Origin of the sequence: Bartonella sp. TT67HLJMS (genome assembly GCF_042193375.1) — a bacterium.
Taxonomy (GTDB): domain Bacteria; phylum Pseudomonadota; class Alphaproteobacteria; order Rhizobiales; family Rhizobiaceae; genus Bartonella; species Bartonella grahamii.
In genome coordinates, this window is the sequence record NZ_JBHILP010000003.1 from 23,219 (window position 1) to 49,680 (window position 26,462).

Genomic DNA, 26,462 nt, shown 5'->3' on the forward strand with positions numbered 1-26,462 from the left:
AAATAAGGATAATTTAATAGCGGTTATATATACAGTAGGGTGGCGAATACCTCTCTATTAATACCGATGATCGTTAATAAATATTGTTGTCCGTTTACTTTTATTGATTCTAAATGAAGCGATTCATCATCACATATAGTCTGTAATAGCTTAAATAGCTTAGGGTGTATAAAGTATGCCTTTGAATTGTAAGATTATAAAAGAGTAAACGTGGAAAAATTTTTAATTTAATATAGCTTTTCGTAAGTTGCGCTTTATTATTGCCTTAAAGAGCCGTTTTTTCTCTAATTTCAGTTGTTTGTTGCTAAATTTTGAAGCTTCTACGTTGACAATTGGATATTTTTCAGTCGATATGCATGCACGAATATTTTATGCAATCGAGATGAAGGTGTAAGAATAATGGCAGAGCGATCACAACACCTGCAAGATGTGTTTTTAAATACGGTGCGTAAGCAAAAAATTTCCCTTACAATTTTTCTTGTCAATGGCGTTAAACTCACAGGTATTGTAACTTCATTTGATAATTTTTGTGTTCTTTTACGCCGAGATGGACACGCGCAATTGGTTTATAAGCATGCTATTTCTACGATTATGCCTGGACAGCCTGTGCAGATGTTTGAGGGTGAAAGTCCTGAGTAAACATGTCATTTTAAGATAGATCTCTTATCCCATTTTAAAAGTACTTAGATTGCTATGATAAATGAAAATGAGAGATTAGGAGGGATATTTTCGCAGAATACAGGACAGGTGCGCGCACTTGTTTTGATACCAATTTTTCAAGAAAATAGAAGTGAAAGCTCTTTGAGAGAGTGTTCTATATCTTCTCGTGTTAAAGAGTCATTAGGCTTAGCGCGTGCTATACGGTTAGAAGTTGTTAATTATGAAACGATTAATATTGCAACGCCTCGCTCTGCAACTCTCTTTGGAAAAGGTAAAGTAGATGCGTTAACCTGTTACATAGATGAATATTCTATTGAGCTTGCGATTGTAGATCACTTTTTAACACCAGTACAGCAGCGTAATTTAGAAAAATTATGGAATTGCAAAGTTATCGATAGAACGGCTTTGATTCTTGAAATTTTTGGGGATCGTGCACGAACAAAAGAAGGAGTTTTGCAAGTAGAGTTAGCGCATTTGTCCTATCAAAAAGGACGACTTGTGCGTAGTTGGACGCACTTGGAAAGGCAACGGGGGGGGCGTGGCTTCTTAGGTGGACCTGGTGAAACGCAAATTGAAGCAGACAGGCGTCTTTTACAAGAGAAAATTATTCGTATTCGACGCGAATTGGAAACGGTTATTAAAACACGTGCACTTCATAGAGCAAAAAGGAAAAAAACATCTTATCCTGTTGTGGCACTGGTAGGATATACGAATACAGGAAAATCAACTCTCTTTAACCGTTTAAGTGGTGCAGATGTTTTAGCAAAGAATATGTTATTTGCAACGCTTGATCCGACTTTGCGCAAAGTTGTTCTTCCCCATGGAAAAACTATTCTTTTGTCTGATACTGTAGGGTTTATTTCTAACTTGCCAACAAATTTGATTGCAGCTTTTAGAGCAACCCTTGAAGAAGTGGTTGAAGCGGATCTCATTCTTCATGTAAGAGATATGTCAGATCTTGATCATCGTGCACATGCTCAAGATGTTTTAGAAGTGCTTTCAAGTCTTGATATCGATATTGATGATATGGAGCATATCATAGAGGTTTGGAATAAGATTGATATGTTGGATGAGCAGGCATTGAATGTTTTACAAACAAGCGCAAAAACACGATTAAATCCTGCTCTCATGGTATCAGCGCTTAAGGGGGATGGACTCGATCAATTATTAAGAGCCATTGAAAAGCGAATTTTTGGAGAGGTGCAAAGCATTGAATATCTTTTAAAACCTCATGAAATGTCGCTTATCGATTGGTTTTATGAAAACTCTGCGGAAATAATGCAAGAAGGACATGATGATGGGTCTGTTACCATTAGAGCCGTTATTACTTCTGAAGCAAAAAAACAATTAGAGAACATCAAAAAAAATATGAATTAAGTTCTTTAAAGCTATTGCTGAACATTTGTGCTTAAATTTTATGTTTTTATTATCTGAAAATAATATGACAGCAAGTTAAGAGGATAGTTACTACTTTCTCTTAATAAAACAATATGAAGAAGTATTTTGCTGGTTAAAATAAAGATGAGTCTTAAGTGTAATAAAAGACTATTCGTACGTACCGTATGGCGAAGCATTTTGATTGTTTTGCTATTACAAGTGCTATGTATATCTTTGATTTGGTTGTATTATTTTGTCCAGCCCCGTGGTTATCAAGCAACTTTAATATTTTCATTATCTGATTCTGTAGGAAAACCGTTACCAATCAAAAAGCAAGACAATGTTATCGCCTTTTTGTTTTCACAGCCTATGTTCTTCAATGATTCGAAATTTTCTTTAAGTGCTTTTAATAAGAAAAAAAATCATGAAAATATCCGTTTATCGCGTCGTGGTGATTTTATCGATTTGACTTTTGAAGCTGAGACACTTGAAGCAGCTCAACGTGGGTTGGAAACTTGGTTTTCCGCATTTTCACAAGCAATCATAAAACAGAAACAATTCTTGTTAAATGATAAATTAGAAGACAAACAATATGATAATACTGCAATCGTTAATATCGTGCAGGGATTTCGTACATCTGTTGAGTCTTTTATTCAGCAGGGTGTAAAACAAACAGAGCTTCATGATCTTTCTATGCAATTAACGGAAGCAACTTTAAAGCGTATTCATTTAACAAGTTTGAACTCGACGATTAACACGATGCGTGAAAAGGGACAGTCTTTATTGTCTTTATCGTTTATTGCAGGTAATTCAGCAATTGTTGCTCTGGAATCTAAACGTGATCTTTTGGAAACGCAAAGAGCACATATGGCGGTGCAATTGGGGTGGACACATCCTCAAATTAAAGCAATGACTGCGGAATTAGAAACAGTTTCTCATCAATTAAAAAATAAAATTTTACAAATCGTTTATCAAGTTCATTCAGATGAGGTTATTGCAACGGAATTAGAAAAACAGCTCAAAAAAAGAATGAACTTTTTTGTAAAAGATCAATCCCAATCTTTGAATGAAATATTTAACGCGTTTGAAAATAAAATAAAAGCAGCAGTCGATGCACAAAATAAAGCGATGAGTAACTCTGCTCAACGAAGAGAAAAAATTATTGGTTCATATCAGAGATTGAGTGATGATCCTCTTCTTTTACAAAACACAAATATCCACGTGGTTATGCCAACAACGTTAGCACCAATTTCTTTTATGGCTCTTTATGGAAAAAATATTTTTGTGAGTGCATTGGCTAGCTTCCTTACTCTTTTACTAGGAATATTGTTATTTTATCCGTGCTTTAAAAGCAAAAAAGATCAACCTTTAGAAGAGGATTTGAGATCAAAAGAAAATGCTCTTAAGAAGAACGAGAGTATTTTAGTCTCTCAAGAAATGAAAAATCTTGAAGCTTTTATTACGATAGAGGGATTATCTGATGTTTTGAAATGGCGTGCTTCGACCATTATTTCAATCATTGGACCAGAGGCTGCACGGACAGCGGCAAAGCTTTCACTTCATCTCACAAAAGAGAACAAAACAATTTTGTTGGTCGATATTTCTGGTCAACAAATAGAGAAGGTCATTGGTCCACATCGCGGACTGAGTGATATTTTAACGGGCAATGCCCAGTTGCATGATGTTATTTACCGTGATTATGATACGGGGGTTGATATTCTTCCTCAGGGGTTAACAAGTGCTATTTCTGCACAAGATTTTTCAAATGACATTTCTCATATATTACAAGAATTTAAAAAAGAATATGACTTTATCATCCTTGAGATGGCAAGCGAACCAAAATATGGATTTGAGCAATTTGCAGAGCTAACAGACTATTATATTTGTAATACTGTTCTTAATGAACAAGAATGGATGATGCGGATGGTAAGCAGCTTTCCAAAGACTGTTTATCGCGTTGTTGCATCATAAACTTCGTAAAAAAGAAATATGTATCACATGTTATAGTAGTACGCTTGTTTTTTGCTAAAGTTATAGTACATACTAAAATACACAAAGATTTGATGTTTAAATTTTAAAATGCATTGTAGTTGGAGAGAAGCGTGGGGCAATCAGAGATGGCAGTAAAGAGATTAAACAATAGCATTTTAACGCCCGTGCAAAAGAAAAATAGAAAACAAATACAGGTGTGGCTTTACTCTATTTTATTGCTTTGTTTAGCAATTGTCTTAGTAGGTGGCGCTACTCGTTTGACGGGATCAGGATTATCTATAACGGAATGGAAGCCAATACACGGCGTTATTCCACCGATTGGTGTGGATCAATGGCAAGAGGAATTTTTAAAATATCAACAGATAGCACAATATAAGCTGCTTAATCCTGATATGACCTTAAGTGCTTTTAAGGTCATTTTTTGGTGGGAATGGGCGCATCGTGTTCTTGGGCGTCTTGTTGGTCTTGTTGCTTTATTGGGGCTCATTTGGTTTTGGGCGACTAAGCGTGTTGAAAAAAATATCTTACTCCCGCTTATTGTCGTGCCTATTCTTATCGCCTTTCAAGGCTTTATTGGTTGGTGGATGGTTGCTTCAGGGATTGGGCAAAGCAATTTAACAAGTGTGAGCCAATATCGTTTGGCATTTCATCTTATAACGGCATGTTTTGTTATTGTTTTTGTTACTTATTTATCTCGAGGACTTGCAGAATATTCAGAAAAGCCAGCAAATCAAAAGGTGCAATATTTTGCGGCTTGGCTTGTTGTTCTCGTCTTGATAGAGATTTATTTTGGAGCTTTGGTTGCGGGGCTTCATGCTGGAAAAGTCTATAATACATGGCCTCTTATGGATGGGCAGATTATTCCTGATGGATTGTTGCAGCTTCGTCCTGTTTGGCTCAATTTATTCGAAAATTCCTTAATGGTTCAATTTATTCATCGGTTTTTTGCTTATTTTTTATTTATTGTCTCAGTTATTCATGCTTTCTATGTACAAAAAAACATTCCACATTCAACCCATTCTCGTCGTGCATTTCTTATCTGTGTTATGATTATTATCCAAGCACTCTTGGGTATTTTAACGCTGTTACATGAGGTTCCGATAAGTTTAGGGCTCATTCACCAAAGTATGGCACTAGCAGTGTTGTGTTTTGCAGTTGCGCACTGGCGAGCAACGAAAGGGGCATATCGCGTTGTTGAATAAAAGTTTGTATTTAGGGAGTTTTAGTCGCTTGAAAGCATTAAGTCGAGGTTCTGGATAGCCGCAGCTGATGCGCCTTTTCCTAAATTATCGAATATGGCGCTGAGATTAAAAATACCTTCACGATCATTTCCAAATACGAACAGTTTCATATTATCTTTATTGGCTAAACACTCTGGATTAAGTCTTTGAAGTGAAGCAGTTTCTTCTTGTGATGCAACTAAAATGGTATTTTGTCCATCGTAATGGTTTGCGAGAATTTCGCGCAAATCAGAACAGTTTGCTGATTTTGTGAATAAATGGCGATGCAGAGGAAGATTCACAATCATCCCTTGGGGAAAACGACCAACACTTGGTATAAAAATTGGGGTTTGGTTGATTTGTCCATAAATTTTAATTTCTGGCACATGTTTGTGTTCAAGATTAAGACCATAGATAAAATAATTGTCCTGAATGTTTTGTTGAGATTGATTTTCCATTTGTAAAATCAACTGTTTTCCACCACCAGTATAGCCGGAGATTGCGTTAATCGATATGGGATAATAGGCGTCTAGCAGTCCTGCTTCACGGAGTGGGCGAATCAAACTAATGGCACCGGTAGGATAGCACCCGGGATTGGTTACATAATGTGCTGCTTGGATGCGCTTTCTTTGTCCTGCTGTCATTTCAGGAAAACCGTAAACCCAGTCTGGTGCAACACGGTGGGCTGTCGAGCTATCAATAATCCTAATGTTTTTATTTTTTTTTAGCCAATGAACTGTTTCGCGTGCAGCATCATCTGGAAGACACAAAACAGCAATATCGGCTTGATTAAGATAGTCTTGTCGCAGATGAACATTATGGCGATCTTTATGAGCAAGAGAGAGTAGTTCTAAATCTGTACGCTTCTCTAAGCGTTTTTGTATTTGTAGTCCGGTTGTGCCATGTTCACCATCAATAAAAACTTTGGTTAGCATTCTTATTTGCCTTGTATTAACTTTGCCTATTATATTCAGCTTTTCACATTATAAATTATTTTTAATCATTAAATTATTGAATTTCTTTAGATTATAGATACCTTTTGTAAAAGGTGTAAACAAATAAGAGTGTAAAAAAAGAAATGTAATCTCATTTTTCATCATTCTTGAGAGGGAAGTTTTTCACTGTTTTTATAACAAAGAGTAAGATAAATATTTGCATCATTATTTTTGAGTGTAAGTGGTTTAAAATGTTTGGTTTGCATGGTTTGCTGTGTTATCGTTCAGTGACTTTATTTTTTTTATGTTAGGAACGTGTTTTATGACTCAGCAAGCAAGTGACGCAGAAAAGCGCTTTTTTAATGATAATTTACAAACTGTTGATGGTGCAATCTTTGATGCAATTAGAGGGGAGTTTGAGCGTCAACAACATGAAATTGAGCTGATTGCTTCAGAGAATATTGTTTCAAGGGCGGTCCTTGAAGCGCAGGGGTCTGTTTTAACTAATAAGTATGCAGAAGGTTATCCAAGAAAGCGCTACTATGGCGGGTGTCAATTTGTTGATGTCGTTGAAGATTTAGCCATTGAAAGGGCAAAAAAACTTTTTGGTGCTGCTTTTGCGAATGTACAGCCTAATTCTGGTAGCCAAATGAATCAAGCTGTCTTTTTAGCTTTACTTCAGCCTGGTGACACATTTATGGGATTAGACTTAAATGCTGGTGGTCACCTTACGCATGGGTCATCTGTTAATATGTCAGGAAAATGGTTTGATGTTGTTTCCTATGGTGTGCGTCAAGAAGATCAGATTATTGATATGGATGAGGTTGAGCAGCTTGCAAAAGAACGTAAGCCCAAACTTATTATAGCGGGTGGCTCATCTTATCCACGGCTATGGGATTGGAAACGATTCCGTGAAATTGCAGATGAGATTGGTGCTCATCTACTCGTTGATATGTCTCATATTGCCGGTCTTGTTGCTGGTGGCGTGCATCCTTCACCCGTTCCACATGCGCATATTGTAACAACAACAACACATAAGTCGCTTCGAGGTCCTCGTGGTGGTTTAATATTGACAAATGATGAGTCTTTATCCAGAAAAATTAATTCTGCAATTTTTCCTGGTCTTCAAGGTGGTCCTTTAATGCATGTAATTGCCGCAAAGGCTGTTGCGTTTGAGGAGGCTTTGCGTCCTTCTTTCAAGAGTTACAGTGCCAATGTGGTCGCTAATGCGAAAACTTTAGCAAAAATATTACAGAGTAATGGTTTTAATATTGTTTCTGGTGGTACAGATAATCATTTGTTGTTGGTTGATTTACGTTCCAAAAATCTAACAGGTAAACGTGCTGAATTGGCTTTGGGGCGCGCTCGTATTACCTGCAATAAAAATGGTATTCCTTTTGATCCTGAAACGCCATCTATAACATCGGGAATTCGCTTGGGATCACCTGCTGCCACAACACGTGGTTTTTTAGAAAAAGAGTTTATTCAAGTTGGTCATCTGGTTTCAGAAGTTCTTGATGGTCTTCGGAGCGCAAAAAGTGATGAAGATAATTATGCCGTTGAAATGGCTGTTGAGAAAAAGGTAAAAGATATAACGAGTCAATTTCCTCTTTACTCTTATCTTAGTACTCGTTAAGGACACAAAAGATGCGCTGTCCTTACTGCCAATATGAGGATACACAGGTTAAAGATTCACGTCCAGCAGAAGAGGGGGCAGTGATTCGCCGCCGTCGTGTGTGTTCCGTTTGTGGTGGTCGTTTTACAACTTTTGAACGTGTTCAGTTGCGTGAGCTCTTGGTTGCTAAAAAAAGTGGACGATGTGAACCATTCGATCGTGATAAGTTAATGCGATCAGTTGATGTAGCTGTACGTAAGCGCAATATTGATCCTGATCATATTGAACGAGCAATTTCTGGCATTGTGCGCCAGCTTGAAAGTTTGGGAGAACCAGAGATTGCTTCAGAAAAAATTGGACATCTTGTGATGGAAGCATTGAAAAGAATTGATGATATTGCTTATATTCGTTTTGCTTCTGTGTATCGAGATTTTCGTAATGCAAGCGATTTTCACGATGTTATAGATGAATTGTCAAAGGGTATCGCCGATACAGAATCTCGTTTTGATGAATAAAAAAGTGCAAGATGAACGGTTTATGGCTGCAGCTATTCGTTTAGCAGAACGTCATGTCGGTCTTACAGGTGAGAATCCTTCCGTTGGTACGTTAATTGTGCGAAACGATAATAGTGCGGGGGCATTTATTGTTGGCTATGGCGTAACAGCTATTCATGGGAGTCCTCATGCGGAAGTGCAAGCTTTACATATGGCTGGTTCTTTAGCTCAAGGAGCGACTGCTTATGTTACTTTAGAACCTTGTGCGCATTATGGAAAAACTTCGCCGTGTGTAAATGCACTTATTGATTCAGGTATTTCTCGAGTTGTTGTTGCGCTGACTGATTGTGACAAGCGTGTTGATGGTCATGGTATTGCTCTTTTGCGAGCAGCGGGTATTGAAGTGGTTGAGGGAATTTTAGCTGAAGAGGCTTTTGAATCTTTATGGACACATTGGTGCATAAGGAAGATACAACGCTGTGCGGTCACTTTTAAAATGGCAATTTCTGCTGATAATGGTGTTGGAAAAAGAGAAAAGGGCAGCGTAAAAATTAGTGGAACACTTTCTCATGCTCATACGCATATTCTACGTGCCCAAAATAATGCTATCCTCGTTGGTATTGGCACTATATTAGCAGATGATCCACAACTCAATTGCCGCTTGCCAGGGATGGAGGTACGCTCACCAATTCGTATTATTTTGGATGCAGATTTATCTATCCCCCTTGATGCAAAAGTTGTCCAAACAGCCATGAAAATTCCTACATGGGTTATTTGTGATGTGGATCTTTCAAAGAAAAGCAAAAAAAATGCATTGGAGCAATATGGTGTGTCTGTTTATTCGGTAGAGATGAACAATGGTTGTGTAGAACCCTTTGCTCTTTTACAGATGCTTTATAAACATGGGATTAATAGTGTTTTATTGGAAGGGGGCGTAAAAACAGGGGAAACGTTTTTAAATGCTGGTTGTGTGGATCATTTGATATGTTTTTATGCACCCGTTATTTTAGGCGAAGGTCGTGTTGAAGCCCCTCATTTTGGAAATTATCTTTCGCAATTTCATAAGGTTGAATCAAGAATGTTTGGAAATGACCGTTTTTATAAATGGAGGCGTAAAGCACTATGTTCACAGGGATTATAACAGACATCGGTTGTGTTGAAGATGTACAACCTTTAAAGCAAGGGCTGCGTTTAGATATTTCTACGCGCTATGATATACAGAGTTTAGAAATTGGTGCATCGATTGCGTGTTCCGGGATTTGTCTGACAATTGTAGAGCGGGGGGTACAACAAGCGGCTGCTGGTTGGTTTGCTGTAGAAGCATGGGAAGAAGCATTGCGTTTGAGTAATCTTGCACAATGGACAAAAGGAACTTTTGTTAATTTGGAACGTTCGCTTCGATTAGGTGATGAAATGGGAGGACATTTGGTTTCTGGTCATATTGATGGTTTGGCTGAAATCATTGATCAAAAAAATGAAGGGGATGCAATTCGTTTTTATTTAAAAGTTGCAAGACAATTTATGCCTTTCATTGTCAATAAGGGATCTATTGCACTTAATGGGACATCTTTGACTGTTAATGGTGTTGAGGATTGTGTTTTTGATGTTCTTATTATTCGCCATACACTCGAAATGACAACGTGGGGACAAGCTAGAATTGGAGATCGGGTCAATTTGGAAATTGATCAACTTGCTCGTTATGCTGCGAAACTTTTTGCTTTAAAAAGAGAAGATGAATAAGCCAAAACTCTATTGATCGTTTTCAGAATTTTATGCTTTATAACTTTGATTTTTTTGATTCGTTTTTTGTGGAATTCCATTATGATGAAAGAGATACGTAAAAAGCCTCACGTATTGATTGTTGAAGCACGTTTTTATGAGGGGATTTCTGATGCGCTTTTGAGAGGTGCAGTGAATACTTTGCAAAAAGCTGAAGCAAGTTATGATGTTGTAACGGTTCCTGGAGCATTAGAAATACCAAGTGCAATAGCTTTTGCTGAACAAAATAACATATCTTATGATGGTTATGTTGCTCTTGGTTGTGTTATTCGGGGCGAAACATATCACTTTGAAATTGTTGCTAATGATTCTTGTCGTGCATTGATGGATTTAACTGTTCATCAGCATTTGGCTATTGGAAATGGTATTTTGACTGTTGAAAACGAAGAACAAGCATGGGTGCGTGCAAAACTAGATGACAAAAATAAAGGTGGTTTTGCGGCTGAAGCTGCTTTATGTATGATCGCTCTAAAAAAGAGATTTGGAGATAATCGTTAAATATGGCTGATATAAAAAGCAGACATTTTCCGCGTTCAGCCAATAAACGTGGAGCAGCAAGACTCGCTGCAGTTCAAGCCCTCTATCAAATGGATATCGTGGGTTCGGGGGTGATGGAAACAGCAGCTGAGTATGAAGCTTATCGTTTGGGAAAAGATATCGATGGAGACCAGTATCTTGAAGCTGATTTTCAATGGTTTTTGGCTATTATAACGGGTGTTGTAAAAGATCAAAAGCAGCTTGATCCTCTGCTTCATCAACAGCTTTCTGCTGAGTGGTCTCTTTCACGTCTTGATTCTATATTGCGAGCAATTTTACGAGCAGGTTTATGGGAGTTGATCAACCGTAAAGATGTTCCTGTTGCGGTTGTCATGAATGAATATGTTGACATAGCGAAGGCTTTTTTTGAAGGTGATGAGCCAAAACTTGTTAATGCAGTTCTCGACAGTATGGCAAAAAAAGTCCGCCTATAAGAGCTAAAAACCCCTCTATTATTAGGTCTGGTAATATCAGACCTAATAATATTGAGACGGTATGTAGACTATATGATTTAGTTATGGGGTGGCAAATTCGCAGGGCCTTTTATAATTTGAATTAAGAAAGGATGTTCTTTTGTTACAGTTGGTGTTGTTTGTGTAATAAAATCAAATACTTGACCGTCTTGTAATCCGTAATTAGCAACTTTTGCAACCTGATCATTTTTATTGAAGTAAATGGCTAAAACTTTGCGATCAATAATCTTTGTTTTCATAAACTGCATCCCACGATAGCGTGTCTGTGAGATGTAATAAAAAACTTCATTATCATATTTTGTTTTTAATGAAGGGGTTCCTAAAGTTAAAAGAACTTGCTCTTGACTTGAACCAATAGCAATAGAACTTAGAGCATTTTTATCAAGAATATAGCCCTCTCTATAAATTTGGCTCGAACCTGAAGAATCGAGAAGACTACACCCAGCAAGCATTCCTATACTTGCTATTGATAAACCAATCAATAATTTACGTTTGATTAAGGCTATTATGTGAGGCATTTGAAACAATGATATCTCCCTTTATACTGAGATGTAGGACAAGAAGGCAACCTCAAGTTTTTTCTAATTTTAACTTAATCTACCGTAGCTTACACTGAGTTTCCCTGTTATAAAGCAAATTATGCCATATAGAATTTCTTTAGAAAAGAAAAAAATGCATAAATACTTGAGATAAATAAAAACACAGTGTTTTATGCGTTTTTATGTTTGGGAGTTGTCAATGAATGTTCAAAATGTTCCTCAAATGACATTTGCTTTGGCTTATCCAATATCTGTACGTTCTCTACCTGCTAAAGGTATAAGGGTTCATTTTTGTGCAAACAAAAAAGAATGTAAAAATTTAGCTCAGAACCATGATTTAATTGAAGTAAAATCTTGTGAGGGAAATTTCCATATTTTCCCGTGGAAAAAACGCGGAGTACGTATAAAAGGTCTGTTGCAAGCGCGCATACTACAGTTATGTGTCGTTACATTAGAACCATTAGAAAATATCCTTTGTGAAAATATTGAGGTTGTTTTTGTTCCTGAAGATTCAAATTTGATGAAGCCAAAAACATCAGAGGATACAGGAGAATTGTTTTTAGATGTGGAGGGGCTTGATACTCCTGAAGTGTTTTATGATGATAAAATTGATATTGGTGCAATCATGGAAGAGTTTTTTGAGTTGTCTATTAATCATTATCCACGTAAAGAGGGGATAAAGATGGATATGGTTGAAAATTTAGAAGAAGCAGAGCAAAAATTCTCGCCATTTTCTGTTTTGAAAAATTGGAAGTGATTGTAAAAACATAAAAAAAATATCTATTGTATGCTAAACGGTATTTTCTACGGAGCGATTTTTGCAAGATTTGCTTTGTGAGTGTTCAGGAGCCGAAAATCATAATATGTGTTTAAAGATGTAAATGAAAAGATGTGGGATATGCAAGCGTGATTAGAATTTCTGTGGATGTCATGGGCGGTGATTACGGTCCAGAAGCAGCTATTGCAGGAGCAGCAATTGTACAAAAATATTTATCAAATATTTATTTTCTGTTTTATGGAATAGAGGAGGACGTTCGTCCGGTTTTAAAAAAATACCCTTGTTTGGATTCTGTATCGCGCTTTTGCCCTACAGAAAGTTATACACGCATGGATGAAAAGCCAAGCCAAGCACTTCGTAATGGACGTGGTAAATCATCAATGTGGTACGCCATTGAAGCGGTAAAAAATGGTGAAGCTGATGCTTGCATTTCTGCTGGTAATACGGGTGCACTCATGGCCATGTCTTATTTTTGTTTGAAAATGCTAGCAGAGGCTGAACGTCCTGGTATTGCGGGTATCTGGCCAACACTTCGCAGTGAGAGTATCGTTTTGGATATTGGGGCAACAATTGGTGCCTCTGCTAGTCAGTTGGTTGATTTGGCGGTTATGGGAGCGGGTATGTTTCGCGCTTTATATCACACTGAAAGACCAAGTGTTGGGCTTTTAAATGTGGGGGTGGAAGAGGTTAAAGGACTTTATGAAATAAAAAAAGCAGGAATGATATTGCGTGAAGTGCAATTAGAAGGATTGGAATATAAAGGATTTGTTGAGGGCAATGACATTGGAAAAGGAACAGTCGATGTTGTTGTAACAGAGGGGTTTTCTGGTAATATTGCTTTAAAAACCGCAGAAGGGACCGCGCGACAGATAGGAGAGATTTTAAACTCTGCACTGCGCAGTTCTTTTTTAACATCTCTTGGTTATTTTTTATCGCGGAGTGCTTTTCGTACGCTGAAACACAAAATGGATCCCGAGAGGGTGAATGGAGGAGTGCTTTTGGGGTTGAATGGTGTTGTGATCAAAAGCCATGGGAGTGCTAATGCTAACGGTTTTGCTTCTGCTATCCGCGTTGGTTATGAGATGGTTAATAATGGACTTTTGAAAAAAATAACAGCTGATTTGCGACGGTTTCATGAGAATAAAGAAACACTTTTTGATCAAGAAGGTGAAGAGACAGTGAATGGAGAGTCCTTATGATAAGCTCTTATAATAGAAATGAAAAATTTGAAGAAAAGGTAAGAGCTGAATGATTCGGTCAATTATACGTGGTGTAGGAAGTGCTTTGCCGAAGAGAAGTTTATCAAATGATGAGATTGCAAAGTTTGTTGAAACGTCAGATTCATGGATTGTTCAGCGTACAGGAATACGCCAACGTTATATTGCCAGTGAAAATGAAACAACTGTTTCTTTAGGAGTTGAGGCTGCGCAAGCAGCACTTACAAATGCTGGTTTAACAATAAAAGACATTGATTGTATTATTTTAGCAACGTCCACTCCGAATCGTACTTTTCCTGCTTCTGCTGTTGAAATTCAGCGTGCTTTGGGAATGAGTCATGGATTTGCTTTTGATATTCAAGCTGTTTGCTCTGGTTTTATTTTTGCTTTAACGACAGGAGATTCTTATTTACGGTGTGGAGCGGCTAAAAGAATTTTAGTTATTGGATCCGATACATTTTCTCGGATTTTAGATTGGGAAGATCGTACGACATGTGTTTTGTTTGGTGATGGTGCGGGTGCTGCTATTTTGGAAGCACAAGAAATTGAGGGGGGGATTGCTTTTGAGCGTGGTATATTGTCTGCGAAATTGCGCTCTAATGGTGCTTATATAGATAAGCTATATGTTGATGGTGGACCTTCAACAACACAAACGACAGGCTATTTGCGTATGGAAGGACGAGAAGTTTTTAAATATGCTGTTGGTATGATAACGGATGTGGTTGATGATTGTTTTGCAGCTGCAGGTATGGATTCTTCACAACTAGATTGGTTCGTACCTCATCAGGCTAATAAGCGCATTATTGAAGCATCTGCTAAAAAACTGGGAATTTCACTAGATAAAGTTGTGATTACCGTTGATCAACATGGTAATACGTCTGCGGCATCAGTTCCGTTGGCTTTAACAACAGCTGTTTGCGATGGAAAAATAAAAGAAGGAGATCTTATCATGTTAGAGGCCATGGGAGGTGGATTTACATGGGGAGCAATTCTTATTCGTTGGTAAATTATGGCTACTTGACCATATTTCAAGAAAACGTATAAGTCATTTTGTAATTTTTAATATTTTAATAGGTGGTTATAATGACAAGTAAGACAGTAACGCGTGCAGATTTAGCGAGCGTAGTTTGTAAAAGAGTGGGCTTGTCACATACTGAATCAGCAGCTTTAGTCGAATTGGTTTTGGATGAGATTTGCAACTCACTTGTAAGAGGTGAAGCGGTTAAATTATCCTCTTTTGCAACTTTTCAGGTTCGCAGTAAAAATGAACGTATTGGACGCAATCCAAAAACAGGTGTTGAAGCACCTATTCCGCCGCGACGTGTTGTGACGTTTAAGGCTGCCAATGTCCTTAAACAGAGAATTTTAGATTCGCATCGTGCAAGACAGAAAAAATGATTCTTATAAATGAATGCCATGGTATGTTTAGTATTTGTTAAAAAAATGATAAAATAAAGGTCTTTGTTTTTTAGAAAAAGACAGTTGTGTAAGTCGTCAATGATGGTCTTATTTTTGACTAATCTTGTTGAGAAATTGAGACAGAATGAGTCATTGTAAAGTAATTTATTTTGTTTTAAATAAGGTGTTGCAAAATGGATAAAAGCTCTGATGCTTTTCGCACAATTAGCGAAGTAGCCGAGTTATTGGAGCTGCCGCAGCATGTCTTAAGATTCTGGGAAACACGTTTTAGGCAGATTAAACCAATGAAACGTGGGGGAGGAAGGCGCTATTATCGTCCGGTCGATGTTGATTTGCTCAATGGTATTAAGCAGTTATTATATGATCAGGGTTATACGATAAAAGGTGTGCAGCGCCTTTTAAAAGAAAATGGTGTTGCTTTTGTGACTGCATTGGGTAATGGTGATCTTGATGCTATGAATGTGGTCATAGAGAAGAAACATGCAGGACAGACTTCTGAAAATGCTAGCAATAAACCTAAGAAATCTTCTTTTGGGCTTTTGAGTTTCATGAGGAATGAGGAAGAAACATCTGTCGGTTCTGTGAATCTTTATAAAGATAAATCTGATAAAGCATTGTTGCAAGAAATCCTATTTGAACTCATTGAATGTAAGCGTGTTCTTGATAGAGCACGATAGCAATAATATTTTTGTTTTATATGTGTTGCTTTTTTAGCAAAACATGTGTTTTGAAATTGTTTTACAAATCAATATCTTGCGTCTAGCGTAGCAATGTGTTTCGTAGATATTTAGATGTTTTATGGGGGTGCTCAGAGTTTTATACGTTTAACGAATAGTAATGTATCGTATGTGTATATTTAACGAGTTTTTTATAAGAGTTTTTAATTTGGTAAAATATAAAGAGGGGAAAGAATAAACGCTGAGTTTTACCATTTCTCTCTGATTTGGCTTTATAAAAGTTAAGGCAATATCTCATCAGTGTAGATTGCAGGATATAGAATGCTATTGGTTTACCAATTTATGTGCTTGTTTTTAAGAGATGTTTCTTAAGGCTCCTTAAGCTTATTTTACCATGATTCCTCGTGAATCATATAATGCTAAACCTGTTGAGTAGCGCTATTTTTACACCTATGAAAGAGCAAGTCGGCATCATCATTATAGTTTAGCTTGCTCTCAATGATTGCAACAATCTTAGCACTTGAGGCAGTTTATTGTGAGCATTTTAAAGTCCTTTCTCAATAATTTTTATCCACACACTCATTCCGCTTATTTCGTGCAAGCGAATGATTTTGATAGATTCAACATAAACATATTTAAAATGAGAAAGCCCTATGATATTCAAAATCTTATTTAATATGAATAACGATATATTATCATTATAAATCAATATCTTGTCTTTTTTATAAGGGCTTATTTTACGAACAAGACATATCATTGTTCAGCTAATTTTACATATTTTTTATTAATAAATATGATCTTGTTTTCCGTCTTCTTGCTTGATGTTGCTATAATTATCGTAATGATCTATCCATGATAATAGCGCCATCTTTTCATTATAAAGATTAATGTTATTATTAATATTCAATTGTCTATGATTTTTGCATTTAAACAGCTCATAGCTTACATTCAACTTTTTCACCAATCCACTCTGTAGAGAGTGATCGCGTGATTCTTTCTGGTGATAGGTAATTGTGCATGAAACAAAAACGCGCTAGAATATCAAATCATTTCATTTTGTACAAAAATTGAAGATTTATAGTAAAAAATTAACGTATTACCATCTTCTGTGATGTTATGCATTTATTACACGCTGCAAATCCGGAGGTGTTGCTTCATTTGAGAGTTGCTTGATCACATCTTCTGCAGATAAAAGGGTTTTGTTTGTACTTCCTAAGCGACGCATATTTACGCTGTTTGTTTCAGCTTCACGTTTACCACATACCAAAATTACGGGAACTTTTTGTAACGAATGTTCTCGTATTTTATAGTTAATTTTTTCATTACGGAGATCCATTGTTGCGGAAAGCCCAATAGCTCTAAGTTTTGCCGTTATTTTTTGGGCATATTCATTTGCTTCGGATGTAATTGTTGCGACAACAACTTGTTCAGGAGCAAGCCAAAGTGGCATATGTCCAGCAAAATTTTCGATTAATATACCAAGAAAACGCTCCATTGATCCAAAAATAGCGCGGTGGATCATAACAGGTTGACGTTTTTCTGAATCTTTATCAATATAGAATGCACCAAAACGTTCAGGGAGATTAAAGTCTATTTGTGTTGTTCCACATTGCCATTCACGACCGATAGCATCCTTTAATGTATATTCAAATTTTGGACCATAAAATGCTCCTTCACCTGGAAGGATGCTTGTTTTGATTTGTCCTGCAAATTTTGTTTCAATCGTTTTAAGGACAGATTCCATGATACTTTCTGCATGATCCCATAATGCATCAGACCCAACTCGTTTTTCTGGACGTGTTGAAAGCTTAAGACTGATTTCTTTAAAACCAAAATCAGCATAAGTTGATAAAATAAGATCATTAATACTGAGACATTCATCGGCTAGTTGTTCATCAGTACAAAAAATATGCGCATCATCTTGCGTAAAACCACGCACACGCATAAGACCATGTAAAGAGCCCGAAGGCTCATAACGATGAACAAGTCCAAATTCAGCAAGTCTAATAGGCAAATCACGATAAGATTTTAAACCATGTTTAAAAATTTGCACATGACCAGGGCAATTCATTGGTTTAAGAGCATAAACATTCCCACGATCTGAATCTTCCGCTGCTGGAATTACTTTGAACATATTCTCCTTATACCAGCCCCAATGGCCAGATATTTCCCAGAGTGACCTATCGAGAACTTGTGGTGCATTAACTTCAGCGTATTGATGATCATCAAGGCGTCTACGCATATAGTTGATCAAATTTTGGAACATTTTCCAACCTTTTTTGTGCCAAAAAATCATCCCTGGCCCTTCTTCTTGAAAATGAAATAAGTCCATTTCACGTCCCAAGCGGCGATGATCACGTTTTTCAGCTTCTTCTAGCATATAGAGGTAGGCTTTTAAGTCATTTTCATTTGCAAATGCTGTTCCATAAATTCTTGTGAGCATTGGATTATTGGCATCGCCACGCCAATAAGCTCCTGCGACTTTCATTAATTTGAAAGCATTCCCAATTTGCCCTGTAGATTGCATGTGCGGTCCGCGGCAAAGATCAAACCATTTTCCTTGATAATAAATTTTTAAATCTTGATTTTCAGGAATGCTATCAATAAGTTCAACTTTATAAAATTCCTTTTTCTCAGAAAAAATTTTTCTGGCTTTTTCACGAGACCAAATTTCTTTTCTAAAAGGCTTATTGCGTTGGATAATTTCACGCATTTTCTTTTCAATGATGGTGAGATCATCTAATGTAAAAGGTTGTTGGCGTGCAAAATCATAATAGAATCCATTTTCAATGACAGGACCTATTGTTACTTGCGTTTCAGGAAAGAGTTCTTGCACTGCTTCAGCAAGGACATGGGCGCAATCATGCCTTATGAGTTCAAGAGCACGTGAATCTTCTCGGGTAATAATCTCTACTTGACCAGATTGTTCCAATGGATCCGATAAGTCTCGCGTGATACCATCAAGACTATAGGCAACTGCTTTTTTTGCGAGTGATTTAGAAATGGATTCTGCTAATTCCAAACCAGTCATTTCAGGGGGGTAATTACGTTTTGAACCATCAGGAAAAGAAAGAGAAACAGAGCAAGACATAAAAACACCCTTTTAATCCAATTCCGCTAACGATTGCGGATGGTTTTGTGAAAATTGAGTAAAAAGCTTATAGACTGATTTTTTATCAATACATACGAAAAAAGAAAAGGATTATTTGTTGTGTTTGTCAGAAATTTTCCAGTAACGCCAAGGTTTATAAAAACAGCAAGAATTTCCAAGAGAAATAGGTACTGGATCAAAGCCATCTGTTCCAAAGGGACCACAACGTATGATACGAAAGAGTCCCATCCATGCACCAGCCCAAAGCCCATGGCGTGCAATCGCTTCATATGTATATTCTGAACAAGTTGGGGCATGGCGACATTGATTGCCTATAAGACTTGAAAGTGTTATTTGATAGAAACGTATTAAGAAAATACCCAATAACCGTCCAGGTGTTTTTTGCCAAGTGCCTGTGTAATTTCGAGTCAATTTTTTTTGTCGAGATTGTGATTTGAACATTTATTTTTCTTCAATTTTTTGAATGCAGTCTATCGTTGCATCAAAGGGTAGTAGTGTTGCTGCATGGCGCACTTTATAGTCTTTAATGGGCTGTAAGCAAGAAAAATCCTCAAATGGAGCTTGAGGAGAAGGACCATTTTGCGTTAGCATTTGATAAATAACTTCACGCAATATTTTAAGATCTTGTGTTGTTTGTCCGATGATATGAGATGCTAAAAGTGAAGCCGATGCTTGCCCTAGCACACATGCGTGTATTTCATGGGCAAAATCCGTAACAATACCATTTTCCACTTTTAAATCTACAGTGATTGTCGAACCACAAAGGTGGGCATGTTTTCTTGATGTTGCATCAGGATTATTAAGACGCCCAATTTTGTCTATATGTGCAGCATATTTAAGTATTTTATCATTATAGATATTATCAATCATGCGCTATGACCTGAAATTTTGAGAGTCGTGATTGTTTAAACTTTTAATTCGCTTATATAGAGATTATACAAAATGAAATAGGTATGGAGCAAATGCTTTGTATAGAGCAAGCTTGGAGTTTTTGAATGCGTAATATTGTTAAAGAAGACGCGAAGGATTCTTTTTTATCTGAAGAAAAGCGTCCGAGTATTGAAGAGGTGGAAGAAGCGATTCGTACATTACTCTTATGGATAGGGGAAAATCCAAATAGAGAAGGGCTTTTAGATACTCCAAGACGTATAGCCAAGGCATATCGCGAGCTTTTTAGTGGTTATAGTCAATCGGTTAAAGAAACCTTAGGTACAGTTTTTGAAGAGGTTTCAGGATACAATGAAGCCGTAATCGTAAAAAATATACCTTTTTATTCACACTGTGAGCATCATATGATCCCAATTATTGGGAAAGCACATATAGCATATCTTCCTAATGAAAAAATTGTTGGCCTTTCAAAAATTGTACGTGTTGTAGATATTTTTTCTCGTCGTTTACAAACACAAGAAGCTATGACAGCGCAAGTGGCCCACGCGTTAAAAACGTATCTGAAGCCTCATGGTGTAGCAGTATTAATTGAGGCTGAGCACATGTGTATGGCTATGAGAGGAATCCAAAAACAGGGCTCTACAACAATTACAAAAAACTTTCATGGTTATTATGAAAAAGATCAAGCTGCACAAGCACACTTTATGATGATGATTCAAAGATCGTAGTAAAGTCCATATTTTTAGTAATCTCTATTAAGTTATAAATTGTCCGGATAAAAATAAATTATGAGAAAGAGAAAATTGGCTTGTACCTTTCTTTATGATTTGTTAAAGGCTAAAAACCAAAATGTTTTTCTTCCCACGTGCGGTCGTGGCGGAATTGGTAGACGCGCAGCGTTGAGGTCGCTGTGGGGCAACCCGTGGAAGTTCGAGTCTTCTCGACCGCACCAGTTAGCAGTGAGTCTCTCTGTAATGAGATGAAGTTATGTAGAGAGAGGGGATTTACGGGCATTATAGAAAAATCTTTTTTGTATGTTATTTGTTGATGTGTTGCTAATAATGTTTCATTTTTTATTACTTTATCTGTGCATTTGAAATGTTATATTTTTATAGGGTGGGGGTGAAGTTGCAGTGAGAAGTATAATGATTTTGAGATATTTAACACTTCTTATTTGTATTTCTTTATTGTCAGCATGTAGTGATTCACGTGCTGTGCTTTGGCATGGAGTGCATGCAACTCCTTCTATGACTGCAGTAGAAAGGGAAGTTGAAGGGAACCCAGTTTCTCCAAAAGCCATCATTCCAGTTTATGTTGCAACAAGTCGTATGATGCAAAATAATTACGCTCAACCTTATGGTGCAGAGCGATCAAATAAAGTACATTACAATCGCGTTGACGTAGGAATTCCTCAGCAACATATAAAGGGAGTTGTTGAAATAAATGCGTATAAACCTACGCATGATAAGTATTTTGCAGCAGTAGCATTGCAAAAATACGATAATAAAGAACAGTTTAAACAGCAATTAAATGCTGCTTTAGAAAAAAAGCCAAAAGGAAAAAGAGAAATTTTTCTTTTTATCCATGGGTATAATAATAATTTTGCAGATGGTACATTTCGTACAGCACAGTTTACACACGATTATTCTTTAAATGTTGTCGCTGTGCATTATTCTTGGCCTTCTGCCGGATCTGTTCCTCTTTATATTTATGATCGTGACAGTGCTAATTTTGCCCGTGACGGATTGATAGAGCTTTTAACACTTATTAGTGAAACCAATGCTGATCAGATTTCGGTTATTGCGCATTCTATGGGCAATTTTGTTATAATGGAAGCATTTAGAACTTTAGCCTTACAGAAAAAATATAAGCCTATTCGTCGTATTACAAGTTTATTAATGGCGGCACCAGACATTGATGTTGATGTATTTGAGCGCCAACTTAATGATATAAAAAAACTCCCGCAGCCAACAGCTATTTTAGTATCCAGAGCGGATAAAGCTCTCGCGGTTTCAGGACGTCTTACGGGTGGACATCATCGTGTGGGCGATGGCTCAGATATTGAAATGTTGCGTAAAAATGGAATAGCTGTTCTTGATTTCTCTCATGTGGATGGGGGAGCACACAATGTCTTTGCATCTTCGCCAACGTTGATGGCTCTTTCTCGAGAAGGTTCTTTGGCTTCCACAATTATGCAAGGTACAGAATTGTCACCTAGTCAAGCCCTTCTTGCTGATGGTAGTAGTGTGTTGGAGAAAACAACACATCTTATCCTTTATACACCTGTACGTTTTCTCTCTCCACGGATTCCACGTTGATAGTGAAAAGAGAGAAGGGGACATCGAATAATACATTGGAGGTAATATTTTTTAGCACTTTCTTTAGAATGGCTTTGTAAAATGGAAAATAAATAGCGGGATGAATGTAAAAAACAGTCATTAGGTGAGTTTGTGATGATTGCACGGAAACGCTATGTTAATACGCCTACAGTTGTTGATTATTTATCTCATTCCGCAATTAAGTTGTTAGATATTCATGCTATGCTTGTGAAGGTGAGAAAAGGTGATATGGGGGAAAAACCAAATTTATTGCGTCAAATTGATTCTACAAAAAAACAGTTAGATGAGATAAGCCATGCTCTTATTTTAGAATATCGTAAACGCCAAGAAAATGAGCGTTTTTTAAAACAAATTCTGCTATCCATTTCCGATCAACTTTTTGCACTTAACAACGGTTTTAAGGAAACAGGACGTCTTTTTTTTCAAGAAGTTAGAATACTTCAATCTCAGATGCAATGTTTATATGAGGGAAAGGAGAGGCTGCATTTGTTGAATAGCCAAGAATCTTTTTGTTCTCCATCAAAGATTGATGAAGTCATTAAACAGTTACAGAAAGCACGAGAAAAGCTTATTCTTGAAAGCCCACATCTCTTTGAAAAAAGCACAAAAGCTAAACAGTAAAAGTTCTTTTAGTTGAGCAGATAGATAACTTGAATTTTACAGTAAAAAACGCTGTTAGATAGAAGGCTATAATCTTTAAAGAAAAGAATTTGTTTTAATAAATGAAACACATGTATTTTATAATTACATTCTTTATCGCGTTAAAGCTTTAAAAGACTTTGGTTATATCTTTGGTAAAGTTAAGGCTAATGCATTAGGTGGCTTTATTGAAGAAAATATTTGTGGAAAGAAATTTTACAAAAAACTTTCTGATTCTTTTAATAACGGCTCACCGGATAATTTTGCCAATGTTATGGAGTTGTTAGTATATTCATTAGAAACTTAAACTCTAATATTTTCCTTGGTAGGAATTGGCTGAATTTAAAGCATTAAAAAAGAAATTTTATAAAAATAATACGTTTTCTAAATTCACGCCCAGCTCTACCTTCTCCTGAATTTAAAAAAGATCGGAAAATGAATAAGCTACACGTAATTAAAAAATCATATGGTGCCCCCAGAGAGACTCGAACTCCCGACCCCCTGATTACAAATCAGGTGCTCTACCAACTGAGCTATAAGGGCGTAACCATGTAGGAGTTAGCACAAACTCACAAAAAGGAAAACAGAAAATTATCAAATTTTGTACATATTAAAAGAAAACTATATAACAAATAAAAAAATAACCAACTTATTTCCTCTTTTACCACTTTTTACAGCAAGGTTGGAATTATCCTTATGTTGATATCTTATAGAATCTTTTATAAGAATTTACCATTTTGCTATCGAATTACGAATCTGAAGACTTTGATTGATGAGCAAGGTATTTTTCTAGCCAGTGAATATTATAATTACCATCAGCAACATCTTGATTATTAATAAGATCGCGAAAAAGAGGTAGTGTAGTTTTTATCCCATCGACGACAAATTCATCTAAAGCACGCCGTAAACGCATCATACATTCTAAACGGGTACGTCCATGAACAATCAGCTTTCCAATCATACTATCATAATAAGGGGGGATGCGATAACCTGAATAAGCACCTGAATCAACACGAATCCCTAAACCTCCAGGTGTATGAAAATGTGTAATGGTTCCAGGTGATGGCGTAAAGTTAATAGGATCTTCTGCATTAATACGGCATTCAATGGCATGACCAGAAAAACAGACATCATCTTGTGTCACTGAAAGCTCGCAGCCTGATGCAATATGGATTTGTTCATGGACTAAATCTATACCTGTAATTGCTTCAGTTACAGGATGTTCGACTTGTAAACGCGTATTCATTTCAATGAAATAAAATTCGCCATTTTCATAAAGAAATTCAATAGTACCAGCTCCACGATATCCAAGTTGGGCACAGGCATTTGCAACAATACTACCAATTTTTTTTCGTTCAGTTTCATTAAGTGCAGGTGATGTAGCTTCTTCCCATACTTTTTGATGCCGTCGTTGAAGTGAACAATCGCGTTCTCCTAAATGAATAGCATTTCCCGCACCATCACCTATGACTTGAATTTCAATATGACGGGGTTTTTCTAAATATTTCTCTATGTAAACAGCGTCATCACCAAAAGCAGCTTTCGCTTCTGAACGCGTTGTTTTGAGAGCTATAGAAAATTCTTGTTCAGAATGAACGACTTTCATACCACGTCCACCACCACCGGCAGAAGCTTTGATAATAACGGGATAACCAATTTCACGAGCAGTGCGTAAAGCATCTGATTCTTCAGTGACTGCTCCATCTGAACCGGGAACTACAGGAATACCAAGTTTTTTGGCGGTCTTCTTTGCTTCGATTTTATCGCCCATGATTCGGATATGAGTAGCTGTTGGACCGATGAATGTAATATCATGGGCTTCTAGAACATCTGCAAATTTTGCATTTTCAGAAAGAAAGCCATAACCTGGATGAACAGCATCAGCTCCTGTAATTTCACAAGCAGCAATAATTTGCTGAATACTCAAATAAGAATCGCGAGCGGGAGGAGGGCCAATACAAACACTTTCGTCAGCAAGACGAACATGCATTGCATCTGCATCAGCGGTAGAGTGAACAGCTACGGTTTTTATGCCAAGTTCTTTACATGCACGCAAAACGCGAAGAGCAATTTCTCCCCGATTAGCAATGAGGATTTTTCGAATCATGGTTGCCCCTCGCTTTATTCAACAATAATAAGTGGTTCACCAAATTCAACAGGTTGGCCATCTTTGACAAGAACAGTGGTTACCGTGCCTGAGCGTGGTGATGAAATTTGATTCATTGTTTTCATGGCTTCAATAATAAGTAATGTTTCTCCTTCAGAAACATTTTGTCCTACTTCTACAAAAGGTTGTGCACCTGGTGAAGGTGCAAGATAAGCTGTTCCAACCATCGGAGAGGTTATTGTGTTTTTTGATTTATCTTCTTGGATAGATTGTATGGGAGATTCAGTTGTTGGGACCGGAGAAGATGTTACAGAAAAAGTAGGAGTAGAAACAGGAGCATAGATTGCTTGCTCAGAAGAAGTTAAGGTATTTTGGCGTGAGACACAAATACGAAGCTCCCCTTGTTCAACTTCAATGTTCGTTAAATTGGTATCATTCAAAATTTCAGCAAGATCACGAATAATTTTCGTATCAATTGCGGTTTTTGCCGAATCCATTTTTTTTGTTGCCATTTTATTTCTAACTCCTTGATCAATGAAGATCGTCATTATCTCATTTTATGACCGAATATCTCTAGATTAGGGATGAGATCTTTTGAGGCTTTAAAGATTTTTATTTCCTTTAAATCATTATACTTTGCAATTTAAACTCGTATCTGCTTTACGCAAAATTGCACTTATAAGCCTGTTATCAAAAAAGAGAAAGCATAAAATTACCTCATTTACAGTATTCTTCCTAAAACTGATCAGGTATTCACCGTGTATTGTCTATCGCTTGTTTTAGAGTATCTTGTCTGGCTGCGCCAATGAATATTTTATTACCAATGATGTAAGAAGGTGTTCCCGTAATATGAAGTTTAGAGGCAATTTGGATATTTTCTTTAAAAGCGTTTTGTAGAGTCGGATCTTTTATTGCATTACGTAGTTTTTTCTCATCTGCTCCTAATGAAACAGCTACTTTAATAGCTTTAGCTTCATTTGTGCGACCCTGATACATTAAAAGGGTTTTGTGAAACTGAGGATATTTCTCTGGGAATTGTTTTCGAAATGCGTAGGCAACAGTATGGGCTGCCATAGAATCAGAGCTTAAAATTGGTAAATCCTTAATAACAACCTTTAAATCTGGATATTCTTTTATCAAGTCTTCTATATGTGAATAGGAACTTTTACAATATCCACAGTTGTAATCAAAAAAATTGACAAGCACTTTTTTACCATTTGGGTTTCCCAAAACGGCGTCATGAGGAGAATGAAAAATTTCTTTTTCTAATAAATGGATGACAGAAGTTTGTATTTTATTTTCGTATTCATTCTGTTTTTCCAGCTTATCTTGAAGAATAAGCTGCATTTCAATCAGAACTTCTGGATGAGTAAGAAGGTACTCTCTGACAATTTGTTGAATATGATGAGAATCAGTATGTGGTATCATTTTTTCTTTAAGCTTAGATAAAAAGCTAGAATCTTCCAAAAGTTGTGTTTTAAGCTTTTCTAAGCTTAAATGATTTGCTGTTTTTGAGTGTGATGTTGCGTTTGATAAAGAAGGTAAAAAGATTAAAATACTCGACATAACTGGGACTAAAATTTTTGAAAGAGGTGTTATTTTCGAATTTTGAGAGTGATGAGTCATCTGTATACCTTCATATTTCCTAGTGTGTCATTGAGTGAA

26 protein-coding genes and 2 tRNA genes are annotated in these 26,462 nt (G+C 36.8%); 19 read left to right on the forward strand and 9 right to left on the reverse strand.

Annotated elements, in window-relative coordinates:
* Window positions 1–399: 399 nt before the first annotated feature.
* From hfq to ACFIJQ_RS02340, 4 genes are all read left to right on the forward strand, one after another.
* The gene (hfq, locus tag ACFIJQ_RS02325; RefSeq protein ID WP_005773461.1) at window positions 400–639 is read left to right on the forward strand and encodes an RNA chaperone Hfq; all 240 of its coding nucleotides are present in this window, start codon (window positions 400–402) and stop codon (window positions 637–639) included.
* Between the two features lie 54 nt (window positions 640–693).
* Window positions 694–2,037 carry a GTPase HflX gene (hflX, locus tag ACFIJQ_RS02330; RefSeq protein ID WP_015856461.1) on the forward strand — a complete coding sequence of 448 codons (1,344 nt, stop codon included), beginning with the start codon at window positions 694–696 and terminating at the stop codon, window positions 2,035–2,037.
* Window positions 2,038–2,181: 144 nt separating this feature from the next.
* On the forward strand, window positions 2,182–4,008 hold the full coding sequence (locus ACFIJQ_RS02335; protein ID WP_375628348.1) for a hypothetical protein: 1,827 nt from the start codon (window positions 2,182–2,184) through the stop codon (window positions 4,006–4,008).
* Between the two features lie 146 nt (window positions 4,009–4,154).
* Window positions 4,155–5,231 carry a COX15/CtaA family protein gene (locus tag ACFIJQ_RS02340; protein ID WP_273788213.1) on the forward strand — a complete coding sequence of 359 codons (1,077 nt, stop codon included), beginning with the start codon at window positions 4,155–4,157 and terminating at the stop codon, window positions 5,229–5,231.
* A 20-nt stretch (window positions 5,232–5,251) separates the two neighbouring features.
* Here ACFIJQ_RS02340 and argC read toward each other — a convergent pair whose 3' ends face one another.
* Window positions 5,252–6,184, reverse strand: coding sequence for an N-acetyl-gamma-glutamyl-phosphate reductase (argC, locus tag ACFIJQ_RS02345; protein ID WP_375628351.1), 933 nt, complete (start codon window positions 6,182–6,184; stop codon window positions 5,252–5,254).
* A 322-nt stretch (window positions 6,185–6,506) separates the two neighbouring features.
* Between argC and glyA the strand changes: the two genes are divergently transcribed.
* The 6 genes from glyA to nusB all read left to right on the forward strand — a co-directional run bounded on the left by glyA (window position 6,507) and on the right by nusB (window position 11,043).
* Window positions 6,507–7,820 (forward strand): serine hydroxymethyltransferase, encoded by a 1,314-nt coding sequence (glyA, locus tag ACFIJQ_RS02350; protein WP_273788159.1) that lies wholly within the window; start codon window positions 6,507–6,509, stop codon window positions 7,818–7,820.
* Between the two features lie 11 nt (window positions 7,821–7,831).
* A complete protein-coding gene (nrdR, locus tag ACFIJQ_RS02355; protein WP_015856456.1) occupies window positions 7,832–8,314 on the forward strand; it encodes a transcriptional regulator NrdR in 483 nt (160 codons plus the stop codon).
* On the forward strand, window positions 8,307–9,434 hold the full coding sequence (gene ribD / locus ACFIJQ_RS02360) for a bifunctional diaminohydroxyphosphoribosylaminopyrimidine deaminase/5-amino-6-(5-phosphoribosylamino)uracil reductase RibD (protein WP_273788158.1): 1,128 nt from the start codon (window positions 8,307–8,309) through the stop codon (window positions 9,432–9,434). The genes nrdR and ribD overlap by 8 nt, the downstream gene beginning before the upstream one ends.
* Window positions 9,416–10,033 (forward strand): riboflavin synthase, encoded by a 618-nt coding sequence (locus ACFIJQ_RS02365; RefSeq protein ID WP_375628354.1) that lies wholly within the window; start codon window positions 9,416–9,418, stop codon window positions 10,031–10,033. Before ribD ends, ACFIJQ_RS02365 begins: the two co-directional genes overlap by 19 nt.
* An 81-nt stretch (window positions 10,034–10,114) precedes the next feature.
* Window positions 10,115–10,570 carry a 6,7-dimethyl-8-ribityllumazine synthase gene (locus ACFIJQ_RS02370; RefSeq protein ID WP_015856453.1) on the forward strand — a complete coding sequence of 152 codons (456 nt, stop codon included), beginning with the start codon at window positions 10,115–10,117 and terminating at the stop codon, window positions 10,568–10,570.
* Window positions 10,571–10,572: 2 nt separating this feature from the next.
* Complete coding sequence (gene nusB, locus ACFIJQ_RS02375) at window positions 10,573–11,043, forward strand: transcription antitermination factor NusB (RefSeq protein WP_015856452.1); 471 nt, start codon at window positions 10,573–10,575, stop codon at window positions 11,041–11,043.
* Window positions 11,044–11,120: 77 nt separating this feature from the next.
* Here nusB and ACFIJQ_RS02380 read toward each other — a convergent pair whose 3' ends face one another.
* The gene (locus ACFIJQ_RS02380) at window positions 11,121–11,600 is read right to left on the reverse strand and encodes an outer membrane protein assembly factor BamE (protein ID WP_273788212.1); all 480 of its coding nucleotides are present in this window, start codon (window positions 11,598–11,600) and stop codon (window positions 11,121–11,123) included.
* Between the two features lie 220 nt (window positions 11,601–11,820).
* Between ACFIJQ_RS02380 and ACFIJQ_RS02385 the strand changes: the two genes are divergently transcribed.
* The 5 genes from ACFIJQ_RS02385 (at window position 11,821) to ACFIJQ_RS02405 (ending at window position 15,712) form a co-directional block, all read left to right on the forward strand.
* Window positions 11,821–12,378, forward strand: coding sequence for a DUF177 domain-containing protein (locus tag ACFIJQ_RS02385; protein ID WP_375628356.1), 558 nt, complete (start codon window positions 11,821–11,823; stop codon window positions 12,376–12,378).
* Window positions 12,379–12,527: 149 nt separating this feature from the next.
* A complete protein-coding gene (plsX, locus tag ACFIJQ_RS02390) occupies window positions 12,528–13,598 on the forward strand; it encodes a phosphate acyltransferase PlsX (RefSeq protein ID WP_273788156.1) in 1,071 nt (356 codons plus the stop codon).
* A 49-nt stretch (window positions 13,599–13,647) separates the two neighbouring features.
* Window positions 13,648–14,622 (forward strand): beta-ketoacyl-ACP synthase III, encoded by a 975-nt coding sequence (locus ACFIJQ_RS02395; protein ID WP_273788155.1) that lies wholly within the window; start codon window positions 13,648–13,650, stop codon window positions 14,620–14,622.
* Window positions 14,623–14,699: 77 nt separating this feature from the next.
* A complete protein-coding gene (locus tag ACFIJQ_RS02400) occupies window positions 14,700–15,014 on the forward strand; it encodes an integration host factor subunit alpha (RefSeq protein WP_273788154.1) in 315 nt (104 codons plus the stop codon).
* A gap of 194 nt (window positions 15,015–15,208) precedes the next feature.
* Window positions 15,209–15,712 (forward strand): MerR family transcriptional regulator, encoded by a 504-nt coding sequence (locus ACFIJQ_RS02405; RefSeq protein ID WP_273788153.1) that lies wholly within the window; start codon window positions 15,209–15,211, stop codon window positions 15,710–15,712.
* A gap of 1,114 nt (window positions 15,713–16,826) precedes the next feature.
* Here ACFIJQ_RS02405 and thrS read toward each other — a convergent pair.
* From thrS to ACFIJQ_RS02420, 3 genes are all read right to left on the reverse strand, one after another.
* A complete protein-coding gene (gene thrS / locus ACFIJQ_RS02410) occupies window positions 16,827–18,803 on the reverse strand; it encodes a threonine--tRNA ligase (protein WP_375628360.1) in 1,977 nt (658 codons plus the stop codon).
* A 111-nt stretch (window positions 18,804–18,914) separates the two neighbouring features.
* Complete coding sequence (gene yidD / locus ACFIJQ_RS02415; RefSeq protein WP_273722706.1) at window positions 18,915–19,265, reverse strand: membrane protein insertion efficiency factor YidD; 351 nt, start codon at window positions 19,263–19,265, stop codon at window positions 18,915–18,917.
* Complete coding sequence (locus tag ACFIJQ_RS02420) at window positions 19,266–19,694, reverse strand: iron-sulfur cluster assembly scaffold protein (protein WP_273788150.1); 429 nt, start codon at window positions 19,692–19,694, stop codon at window positions 19,266–19,268. It lies immediately after the preceding gene.
* Window positions 19,695–19,819: 125 nt separating this feature from the next.
* Here ACFIJQ_RS02420 and folE point away from each other — a divergent pair, with 125 nt between their 5' ends.
* From folE to ACFIJQ_RS02440, 4 genes are all read left to right on the forward strand, one after another.
* The gene (gene folE, locus ACFIJQ_RS02425) at window positions 19,820–20,440 is read left to right on the forward strand and encodes a GTP cyclohydrolase I FolE (RefSeq protein ID WP_273788149.1); all 621 of its coding nucleotides are present in this window, start codon (window positions 19,820–19,822) and stop codon (window positions 20,438–20,440) included.
* A gap of 139 nt (window positions 20,441–20,579) precedes the next feature.
* Window positions 20,580–20,664 (forward strand) — tRNA-Leu (locus ACFIJQ_RS02430).
* Between the two features lie 193 nt (window positions 20,665–20,857).
* On the forward strand, window positions 20,858–22,030 hold the full coding sequence (locus ACFIJQ_RS02435) for an alpha/beta hydrolase (protein ID WP_273788148.1): 1,173 nt from the start codon (window positions 20,858–20,860) through the stop codon (window positions 22,028–22,030).
* A 135-nt stretch (window positions 22,031–22,165) separates the two neighbouring features.
* Entirely contained in the window at window positions 22,166–22,672 is a 507-nt protein-coding gene (locus tag ACFIJQ_RS02440; RefSeq protein WP_015856440.1) for a hypothetical protein, read from the forward strand.
* Window positions 22,673–23,157: 485 nt separating this feature from the next.
* Here the strand turns inward: ACFIJQ_RS02440 and ACFIJQ_RS02445 are convergent.
* From ACFIJQ_RS02445 to ACFIJQ_RS02460, 4 genes are all read right to left on the reverse strand, one after another.
* Window positions 23,158–23,233 (reverse strand) — tRNA-Thr (locus ACFIJQ_RS02445).
* 205 nt (window positions 23,234–23,438) lie between these two features.
* Window positions 23,439–24,797: an acetyl-CoA carboxylase biotin carboxylase subunit gene (accC, locus tag ACFIJQ_RS02450; protein ID WP_273787929.1), complete on the reverse strand. Its 1,359-nt coding sequence runs from the start codon at window positions 24,795–24,797 to the stop codon at window positions 23,439–23,441.
* A 14-nt stretch (window positions 24,798–24,811) separates the two neighbouring features.
* Complete coding sequence (accB, locus tag ACFIJQ_RS02455) at window positions 24,812–25,309, reverse strand: acetyl-CoA carboxylase biotin carboxyl carrier protein (RefSeq protein WP_273787930.1); 498 nt, start codon at window positions 25,307–25,309, stop codon at window positions 24,812–24,814.
* 241 nt (window positions 25,310–25,550) lie between these two features.
* Window positions 25,551–26,423, reverse strand: a complete 873-nt coding sequence (locus tag ACFIJQ_RS02460) for a DsbA family protein (protein WP_375628363.1) — start codon at window positions 26,421–26,423, stop codon at window positions 25,551–25,553.
* Window positions 26,424–26,462: the final 39 nt, after the last annotated feature.

Excerpts from the sequence above, each read along its gene's own strand:
- accC (WP_273787929.1), bottom strand. The coding sequence starts at position 24,797 with ATGATTCGAAAAATCCTCATTGCTAATCGGGGAGAAATTGCTCTTCGC.
- ACFIJQ_RS02400 (WP_273788154.1), top strand. The coding sequence starts at position 14,700 with ATGACAAGTAAGACAGTAACGCGTGCAGATTTAGCGAGCGTAGTTTGT.
- nrdR (WP_015856456.1), top strand. The coding sequence starts at position 7,832 with ATGCGCTGTCCTTACTGCCAATATGAGGATACACAGGTTAAAGATTCA.
- ACFIJQ_RS02420 (WP_273788150.1), bottom strand. The coding sequence starts at position 19,694 with ATGATTGATAATATCTATAATGATAAAATACTTAAATATGCTGCACAT.
- ACFIJQ_RS02370 (WP_015856453.1), top strand. The coding sequence starts at position 10,115 with ATGATGAAAGAGATACGTAAAAAGCCTCACGTATTGATTGTTGAAGCA.
- thrS (WP_375628360.1), bottom strand. The coding sequence starts at position 18,803 with ATGTCTTGCTCTGTTTCTCTTTCTTTTCCTGATGGTTCAAAACGTAAT.
- ACFIJQ_RS02380 (WP_273788212.1), bottom strand. The coding sequence starts at position 11,600 with ATGCCTCACATAATAGCCTTAATCAAACGTAAATTATTGATTGGTTTA.
- ACFIJQ_RS02460 (WP_375628363.1), bottom strand. The coding sequence starts at position 26,423 with ATGACTCATCACTCTCAAAATTCGAAAATAACACCTCTTTCAAAAATT.
- folE (WP_273788149.1), top strand. The coding sequence starts at position 19,820 with ATGCGTAATATTGTTAAAGAAGACGCGAAGGATTCTTTTTTATCTGAA.
- ACFIJQ_RS02385 (WP_375628356.1), top strand. The coding sequence starts at position 11,821 with ATGAATGTTCAAAATGTTCCTCAAATGACATTTGCTTTGGCTTATCCA.
- accB (WP_273787930.1), bottom strand. The coding sequence starts at position 25,309 with ATGGCAACAAAAAAAATGGATTCGGCAAAAACCGCAATTGATACGAAA.
- yidD (WP_273722706.1), bottom strand. The coding sequence starts at position 19,265 with ATGTTCAAATCACAATCTCGACAAAAAAAATTGACTCGAAATTACACA.
- glyA (WP_273788159.1), top strand. The coding sequence starts at position 6,507 with ATGACTCAGCAAGCAAGTGACGCAGAAAAGCGCTTTTTTAATGATAAT.
- ribD (WP_273788158.1), top strand. The coding sequence starts at position 8,307 with ATGAATAAAAAAGTGCAAGATGAACGGTTTATGGCTGCAGCTATTCGT.
- ACFIJQ_RS02395 (WP_273788155.1), top strand. The coding sequence starts at position 13,648 with ATGATTCGGTCAATTATACGTGGTGTAGGAAGTGCTTTGCCGAAGAGA.
- argC (WP_375628351.1), bottom strand. The coding sequence starts at position 6,184 with ATGCTAACCAAAGTTTTTATTGATGGTGAACATGGCACAACCGGACTA.
- hfq (WP_005773461.1), top strand. The coding sequence starts at position 400 with ATGGCAGAGCGATCACAACACCTGCAAGATGTGTTTTTAAATACGGTG.
- ACFIJQ_RS02335 (WP_375628348.1), top strand. The coding sequence starts at position 2,182 with ATGAGTCTTAAGTGTAATAAAAGACTATTCGTACGTACCGTATGGCGA.
- ACFIJQ_RS02440 (WP_015856440.1), top strand. The coding sequence starts at position 22,166 with ATGATTGCACGGAAACGCTATGTTAATACGCCTACAGTTGTTGATTAT.
- ACFIJQ_RS02365 (WP_375628354.1), top strand. The coding sequence starts at position 9,416 with ATGTTCACAGGGATTATAACAGACATCGGTTGTGTTGAAGATGTACAA.
- ACFIJQ_RS02340 (WP_273788213.1), top strand. The coding sequence starts at position 4,155 with ATGGCAGTAAAGAGATTAAACAATAGCATTTTAACGCCCGTGCAAAAG.
- nusB (WP_015856452.1), top strand. The coding sequence starts at position 10,573 with ATGGCTGATATAAAAAGCAGACATTTTCCGCGTTCAGCCAATAAACGT.
- ACFIJQ_RS02435 (WP_273788148.1), top strand. The coding sequence starts at position 20,858 with ATGATTTTGAGATATTTAACACTTCTTATTTGTATTTCTTTATTGTCA.
- ACFIJQ_RS02405 (WP_273788153.1), top strand. The coding sequence starts at position 15,209 with ATGGATAAAAGCTCTGATGCTTTTCGCACAATTAGCGAAGTAGCCGAG.
- hflX (WP_015856461.1), top strand. The coding sequence starts at position 694 with ATGATAAATGAAAATGAGAGATTAGGAGGGATATTTTCGCAGAATACA.